The sequence below is a fragment of the Candidatus Eisenbacteria bacterium genome (genome assembly GCA_013140805.1).
In the GTDB taxonomy this organism is placed as follows: Bacteria; Eisenbacteria; RBG-16-71-46; order RBG-16-71-46; family RBG-16-71-46; genus JABFRW01.
In genome coordinates this window covers 1-7,462 of the sequence record JABFRW010000093.1, presented here as the reverse complement: position 1 = coordinate 7,462, position 7,462 = coordinate 1, and the positions used below count along the sequence as shown (strand labels likewise).

General features: G+C 66.3%; 5 protein-coding genes. 2 read left to right on the top strand and 3 right to left on the bottom strand.

Translation table 11 applies throughout. From position 1 onward, the window contains the following. Positions 1-345: 345 nt before the first annotated feature. Both HOP12_07995 and HOP12_07990 read left to right on the top strand, forming a co-directional pair. Positions 346-2,220 (top strand): Zn-dependent oligopeptidase, encoded by a 1,875-nt coding sequence (locus tag HOP12_07995; GenBank protein ID NOT34096.1) that lies wholly within the window; start codon positions 346-348, stop codon positions 2,218-2,220. A gap of 153 nt (positions 2,221-2,373) precedes the next feature. Further along, positions 2,374-2,871 (top strand): hypothetical protein, encoded by a 498-nt coding sequence (locus HOP12_07990; protein NOT34095.1) that lies wholly within the window; start codon positions 2,374-2,376, stop codon positions 2,869-2,871. Between the two features lie 22 nt (positions 2,872-2,893). Here HOP12_07990 and HOP12_07985 read toward each other — a convergent pair whose 3' ends face one another. From HOP12_07985 to HOP12_07975, 3 genes are all read right to left on the bottom strand, one after another. After that, positions 2,894-4,255: a S8 family peptidase gene (locus HOP12_07985; protein ID NOT34094.1), complete on the bottom strand. Its 1,362-nt coding sequence runs from the start codon at positions 4,253-4,255 to the stop codon at positions 2,894-2,896. Between the two features lie 133 nt (positions 4,256-4,388). Next, on the bottom strand, positions 4,389-5,735 hold the full coding sequence (locus tag HOP12_07980) for a S8 family peptidase (protein NOT34093.1): 1,347 nt from the start codon (positions 5,733-5,735) through the stop codon (positions 4,389-4,391). A 54-nt stretch (positions 5,736-5,789) separates the two neighbouring features. Further along, entirely contained in the window at positions 5,790-7,358 is a 1,569-nt protein-coding gene (locus HOP12_07975; protein NOT34092.1) for a CHAT domain-containing protein, read from the bottom strand. Between the last annotated feature and the right edge of the window lie 104 nt (positions 7,359-7,462).

Genomic DNA, 7,462 nt, shown 5'->3' with positions numbered 1-7,462 from the left:
GTCCGGGGGTGGACCGGCCGCCGCGGCTCGGCTAGGTTTCTCGGCCGGCTCGCCCATCGGGCCGATCGGACCACTCGCGATCCGCACCCCGACTCCCCAGCCTCACCCCGCCCATCCGGCCTCGCTGGACGGCGCCATTGGAGGACGATCCTGTCCATGCCACGACTTCCCATCCTTCTGCTGCTTGCCGCAGCTGCGCTCGTTCCGGGTTTCGCGCTGGCCGCTCCGGCCGGCGGGGAGAAGACCGCCAAGGCCATGAAGAACATGAACGAATCGTCGCTGCTCGCGCCGGCCTGGACCGGCCCCTTCACCTCGAAAGAGTTCGAGAAGACGAATGATGCGCGCATCGCTCGCGCCAAAGTCCAGATCGCGAAGATGGTCGCGGCCAAGGGCAAGCGCACGATCGAGAACACGCTGGTGCCGTACGACGAGGCCTCGCGTGAGCTCGACATGGCGGGATCGATCACCAGCCTGATGGAGAACGTTCATCCGGACTCGAACGTCCGCACCGCGGCCGAGGCGCTCACGCAGAAAGTCGCTGCCTACGGCACCGAAATCTCGCTCGACCGCAAGGTCTACGACGCGCTCGTTGCCCTCGACTTGAGCGGCGTCGACGCCGAAACCAGGTTCTACGTCGAACGGGAGCTGCGCGACTTCCGGCTCGCGGGCGTCGACAAGGACGAAGCGACGCGCGGCAAGATCAAGACGCTGCGTGACGAGCTGGTCAAGGTTGGACAGGAGTTCGACCGCAACATCCGCGACGACGTGCGCACCATCAAGGTCAAGCCCGAGCAGCTCAGCGGACTGCCGGCCGACTTCGTCTCGAGCCACAAGCCCGGAGACGACGGGATGATCACGCTCGACATCAACTATCCCGACTACGTGCCGACCATGACGTACTGCACCAACGACGAGGTTCGGAAGCACCTCTACCTCGAGTTCCAGAATCGCGCCTACCCCAAGAACATGACGGTGCTGAAGCAGCTGATCGAGAAGCGCCACACACTGGCGAACCTGCTCGGCTACTCGAACTGGGCCGACTACATCACCGCGAACAAGATGGTCGGAACGTCACAGAACGTGCGCGATTTCATCGACCGCATCGTGGCGGCATCGGGCTCGGCTCAGGAGCGTGACTTTCAGATCCTGCTACGTCGCAAGAAGACCGACGACCCGACCGCGACCACGATTCCGTTCTGGCAGACCAGCTTCTACAACGAAGCAGTGAAGCGCTCGGACTACAACTTCGACTCGCAGTCGATTCGTCCATACCTGTCGTACCCGAACGTGATCCAGGGCGTGCTCGACGTGTCGAGCCGTCTGTTCGGCGTCACGTTCAAGCGCGTCGAGAACGTCAAGGCGTGGGACGCATCGGTCGAGGCCTACGAGATGTGGAAGGGTGACGATCTGGTCGGCCGCTTCTATCTCGACATGCATCCGCGTCCGAACAAGTACAACCATGCCGCTCAGTTCGACATTCGTACCGGTCTCGCAGGTCGTCAGCTGCCCGAGGCTGCGCTGGTGTGCAACCTGCCGGGTGGTGAAGCCGGCGATCCGGGGCTGTGCGAGATCGACGACGTGAACACCGTGTTCCACGAGTTCGGCCATCTGCTTCACACGCTGTTCGCCGGCCATCGCAAGTGGGTCGGCACCGCAGGCATCCGCACCGAGCACGACTTCGTCGAGGCACCGTCGCAGATGCTCGAGGAGTGGATGAAGGATCCGAAGGTGCTGCAGACCTTCGCCAAGCATCACGAGACCGGCGAGCCGGTGCCGACCGATCTGGTGGTACGCATGAAGCGGGCGGAGGAGTATGGCAAGGGCCTGCAGGTGCGGCGCCAGATGGTGTACGCCGACCTGTCGCTCTCGATCTACGACCGCGATCCCGCCAAGGTCGACATCGATGCGCTGATGAAGACGCTGGTGACGCGGTATCAGCCGTTCCAGTACCTCGACGACACGCACTTCGCGTGTTCGTTCGGTCACCTCGATGGGTACTCGGCGGTCTACTACACCTACATGTGGTCGCTGGTGATCGCGAAGGACATGTTCAGCGCCTTCAATCACTCGGACCTGCTCGATCCTACGGTCTCGACGCGCTATCGCGACGCAGTGCTTGCAGCCGGTGGCTCGAAGCCGGCGGCAAAGATGGTCGAGGACTTCCTCGGTCGCCCGTACAACTTCGAAGCCTATCGGGCGTGGCTGAACGAAATGCCGTGAGTCGCCGGGCGGCCACCGGGTCGCCCGACGTTGTTTCACTCCTCATGTTTCCGCCTGCGCGCCGCCTCTCGCGGCGCGCAGGATCCGGAACCTCGAGCGCGGGGCCGGGGTAAATCCAAAGTGACCGGCTCACCTCCGCAACGCCCCCACCTCATGAAAAACATTCTATTTTCATGCGCGGCACTCCTCCTCACGCTGCTCCTCGGAGGTGCGCGCTCCACCGATCCTGCCGTCGTAACCCTCGACTCGGACGCTGCCCGGTCGGTGCTCGCCTATGCGCGCACCGACTCAGCGCTCGCGCTGCAGGCTTACGCATGGCGTGATTTCATGCCCGGCGCGCGTGGATGCGCGGCGCCCGAAGCGCGCTCGCTCCGCATGAACGTGACAGTGCGCGGGAACTCTCTGGCGAGCCTGCCCGCCGGCGCCCGCATTTCGGCGCTGTCGGTCCGCTATGCCGACGAACTGTGGCTCGCGGACGCGCAACCGTCGTCGGACTGCGGGACCGATTCGGCTTGCGTCGCTGCCAACGCACGCGGTGGTCCTGCGTGGCCGACCGGCGCGCGGGTGCTGGTGATCGCGCGCGTGACGCTGCCGTCGGGGCACGAGTCGATCGTCACCGACTCGCTGGTCGAGATCGTGCGGACCGAGTAGCGGTTCTCAGGCGGTCGAACGACTAGTGAGCGCGATTGGGAATCCGGTGCGCACCGCCACCCGTGCCGACCGACGCCGCGTCGGCCGCCAGCGCGGCGCCCAGATCCAGCGCGCCATGTCCGAGCAGGTCGTGCAGGCCCGGATTCTTCGCTTCGATCGAGCGGGCGTTGGCCGCGAGTCGTTCATCGACCTGAGCTCCGTTCCAGCCCGGGTGCACCGAGATCAGCAGCGCGGCCGCTCCGGCCACGAACGGTGCCGACATCGAGGTGCCGCTCCACAATGCGTACCCGCCGCCCGGAAACGCGCTCCGCACCGCGACACCGGGCGCCGAGTAGTCGACGAAGCCGCCGTAGGAGCTGAACACGGCGCGCTGATCGCAGTGATCGAGCGCCGCCACCGCGAGCACCTGAGTCGACTGCGCGGGGTACTCGATCGGCGTCGGAGCGCCCCAGTTGCCCGCCGACGCGACGCTCACCACTTTGCCTTCCTGATTCGCGTAGTTCAGCGCCCACTGCACCATCTTGCTGTTGCTGAGGCTTCCGAGGCTCATGTTGATCACGCGGGCCCCACGGTACTTGGCCCACACGATGCCCTGCGCGACCTTCATCATGTCGCCGCGGCCGTCGGCGTCGAGCACGCGAACCACCAGCAGCTGGGCGTCGGGCGCCACCAGCGAGACGATGCCCGCCACGTGTGTTCCGTGGCCGCGCGCTTCATCGGTGTCGCCGTCCAGGTCGTTGTCGAGGCCATCGCCGGTGTCGGAGGGATCGGAGTCGCCGTCGATGAAGTCCCAGCCGCCGGCGATCCGTGACATCAGCACCGGGTGATTCAGCTCGGCGCCGGTATCGAGGATCGCCACGCGCACGTTGGCGCCGCGCGTGACCTGATGCGCCTCGGAGAGCCCGATCGGCAGCGTCTGCGCCTGCCCGTAGTAGGTCTCGGGAGAGCCGAAACCGTCGTCGAACGAGACACTCTTCTGCCGGCTCTCGGCGGTCTCGATGATCATGTTCTGTTCGGCGGTCAGAGCGCGCGGATCGAGCGCCATTCGATCGGCGAGCGCGACGGCGGGTTCGCCAGATTGCGGGACGAAACGTGCACATCCCCAGTTCCCGGATTCAGTCAGGGTCGCACCGAACTCGGCTGCGAACTGCTCCGCGCTCACTCCATTGGCGAGCGTCACGATGACTTCATTGAGCGCATCTGGGTCAGGCCGAACGGTCGGCGGGTTCGCGGGGTCACCCAAGACCGCGTCGCGATCTCGCGGCGCCGTCGTGAGGGAATCGCGCGAACAGTTCGATAGCGTCGGTACCAGCACGGCGAGGAACGTGAGCAACACACGGTTCGCGATCGCGTGCGGCAAGCGAGAGGGGGACTGAAGAAACATGTGAACAAGCTCCACAGGCGGACCGTCGGGGAACTTCATGCTCGCCCATCCTGGGACATACGGAGCCGAGGTTCTGGGGCTCCTGATGCTTCTGGCAGATCGGCAGCGCAATCGTTGTTCGCCAGACCGGTGACTACATTCCCCGGTTCGTTGTTTCCTTCTTGCCACCCGTCGTGGAAGTGGGCCGCATGTCGGGCGCCAGCGCCGCACCGATGTCCAGCGCGCCCTCGCCGAGCAAATCGTCGAGGCCCGGATTTCGAGCCTCGAGCGAGCGTGCGGTGGACGACAAGCGATTCTCGACCATGTCCATATCCCACGTCGGGTGCACCGACAGCAGCAGCGCGGAAGCGCCCGCGAGGAACGGAGCCGACATCGACGTGCCGCTCCAGAGGGCGTAGCCACCACCCGGGAATGCGCTCCGAATCGCGATGCCCGGCGCCGCGAAATCGACCCAACTTCCGTACGAACTGAATGCGGCCCGCTGATCCGAATTGTCGAGCGCCGCGACCGCCAGGGCGTGGGACGATCTTGCCGGATATTCGACCGGTGCCGCGGCTCCCCAATTGCCCGCCGAGGCCACACTCACGACCAGCCCCATTTCATCCGCGTATTCGAGCGCGTACTGCACCATGTCGCTGCTATTCAGGCTGCCAAGACTCAGGTTGATCACCCGCGCACCGTGCTGCTTCGCCCAGATGATGCCCTGGGCGACGTTCATCATATCGCCGCGGCCATCCGCGTCGAGCACGCGCACGATCAAGAGTTGAGCATCGGGCGCGACCAGCGAGACGATGCCGGCCACGTGCGTGCCGTGTCCGTATGCCTCGTCCAGGTCACCGTCGCCGTCATCATCGATGCCGTTCTGAACGTCGGAGGGGTCGGCGTCGTTGTCGATGAAATCCCAGCCGCCAACGATGCGTCTGGAAAGCACCGGGTGCGTGAGGTCTGCCCCGGTGTCGAGGATCGCGACTTTCACATTGCCGCCTCGCGACACCTGGTGCGCGATCGCGAGGCCGATCGGGAGCGCTTGTGCTTGGCCGAAATAGGCCTGCGGCGAGCCCAGGCCGTCGTCGAACGACACGCTCTTCTGACGGCTCTCGGCGGTCTCCGTCATTTCGTCCTGCTCGGCGGTGATCGCGCGCGAGTCGAGTTCCATGCGCGCTGCCAGCAAATCGGCAGATTCGTTCGGGTTGGGCACGAAGCGCGCACAACCCCAGTCGTCGAACTCGGCGAGCGTGGCACCGAACTCGGATGCGAACTGGATCGGGTCCACGCCAGCCCGCAGGATCACGATGACTTCCTCAAGCTCGTCGCTCGAATTGGTCACCCGCGAGGGCTCGGTCAAGAAGTGCACGAGGTGTTCGGGTGACTCGGGAGCGCCTGGCAGCGGTGCGCGCGAGCATCCGGCGGCCATCCCCACGAGCGCGAACAGGAACACCATCGTGAACTGGCGGCGAATCGGGTTGAGCATCGATGACATGAGCTTCGCTCCTCAGCTGCGTGGGGCCCAAACTCTACTCCATTCAAGGCGAGATCAACTGCGAAGATTCGAGATTCCAGGGCCCCCGAGGGTCATGAAACCCGCCCAATCCAGAGGATGACTGGCATTGCGCACGTTCGACGCTTGAACGCGTTGCAGCCCGCCGGGCAAGCTTTCGCCCTCGGCTACGTGGCGGTAGACTTCGGACATGAAACAGGCGGTGGCGGCGTCATCGACGTCCCACGCCGCGGCCAGCACCATGCCGGCGCCGGCGCCAAGCAGCGCACGCGGGAGCCCGAACCACTCTTCGCCCGGGCGTACCAGCGACCGGGCGGTCTGACACGCCGACAACGTGACCCAGCGGGCCGCGAGCCGCAGTTCCTGAAGCTCGGAACCCGTGACCCAGCGATCCGCAAATCGAAGTCCGGATCCGAGCGGCGCTTCGGCTCGAAACACCCCGTGCCCTGCAAAGTGAATCCATGCGGCGCCCGAGGCGGCCGCCATGAATCGTTCGGCGGTTGCCTCGGAACCGCTGAGGACTTGCGCGGATGGAAACAGACGCGCGAGTGTGGTGATCTCGGAGCGCGCATGATCGAGTCCGTCGGCATCGACCGCCACGAGAAGTCCAGCGGAGAACGCGGAGACCGCGGAGCGTCGAGCCGTGGCGAGGCCGAGTCGCAGGCCCGGTACCACAACCAATTCGCTCACCTCGCAGAGCCGGCGGCCGTCCGGTAGCGGAAGGGCGGCCCATGGAACGCGAGAGAGAGCCGCCACCGGGGTGATCGCAAGGTGCGAGGGGATCCGCCCGAGCAGCGCGATCGCCGGCCACAACACCGCCGCTGCCAGCGCCTCCAGTGAAGCCTCAAGCGCCGGGTCACGCGGCCGGTATCGGACCACTTGGGACAGCTCATTCGCCTCGGCCGCGCCGAATTGCGGCCCCGGGTCGGCCGACCACGAGGCGCCACGCAGGTGAAACGTGACCGCATGCATGAGTTCAGCGACCTCGCGCACACGCACCAGGTCCCACGCCGCGCGCACCCGTGACTCGTCGACCGCGAACCAACCGAGGCTGCCATCGAACTCGACTGCATCGAGTAGCACGCCTCCGGTTGGAAGTTGCCGTCGCACGTCCGACAACCGTACGCGGGGAACCCGCACCGTGCGCAGCACCCGCTCGAGCCGGGGGGCCGGTGCCTCGGTGAACGGGGGAGGCAATGAAACGAGTCTCGCACCCGAGCGAGTTGAGCGGTCGCGATCGCGCTTCATGGCGCCCGCCGCCCAGCCGCGCAGATCCTCGCTCCACGCGGATCGTCGCCCGCTCGCGAGGCTGCGACCGCGCCCGGACTCGAGCACCTCGAACGCGGCCTCGATCCGGCCGCGGTCGAGTTCGAGCCGCGCCAGCTCGAGGTGCGGCCACCCCCACTCACCCCAGAAGCTCGCGCGCCACTGTTCATCGAGGATGCGGGCGGCCAGGGCTTCCGCCGCAGCTGCCGCGCGCTCAAGCAGTCGGTGTGCGGCTGCATCGTGGTGCTCCGCACGCGCGAGCGTCGCCGCGGCCGCCAGCAGAAGGTGGCGGGCGCGCGGCGAATTCCGGCGCCGCGCGAGCAGGGTTGCCGCATTCATCGTGGTGCGGGCCGCTCGGGTTTCGCCGGCCACCACCTGCGCGCGCGCAGCGCCAATGCGCAGGCCGCCCGCTCCGGATCGCTCGCAAGTTCGAAGCGTCGCGC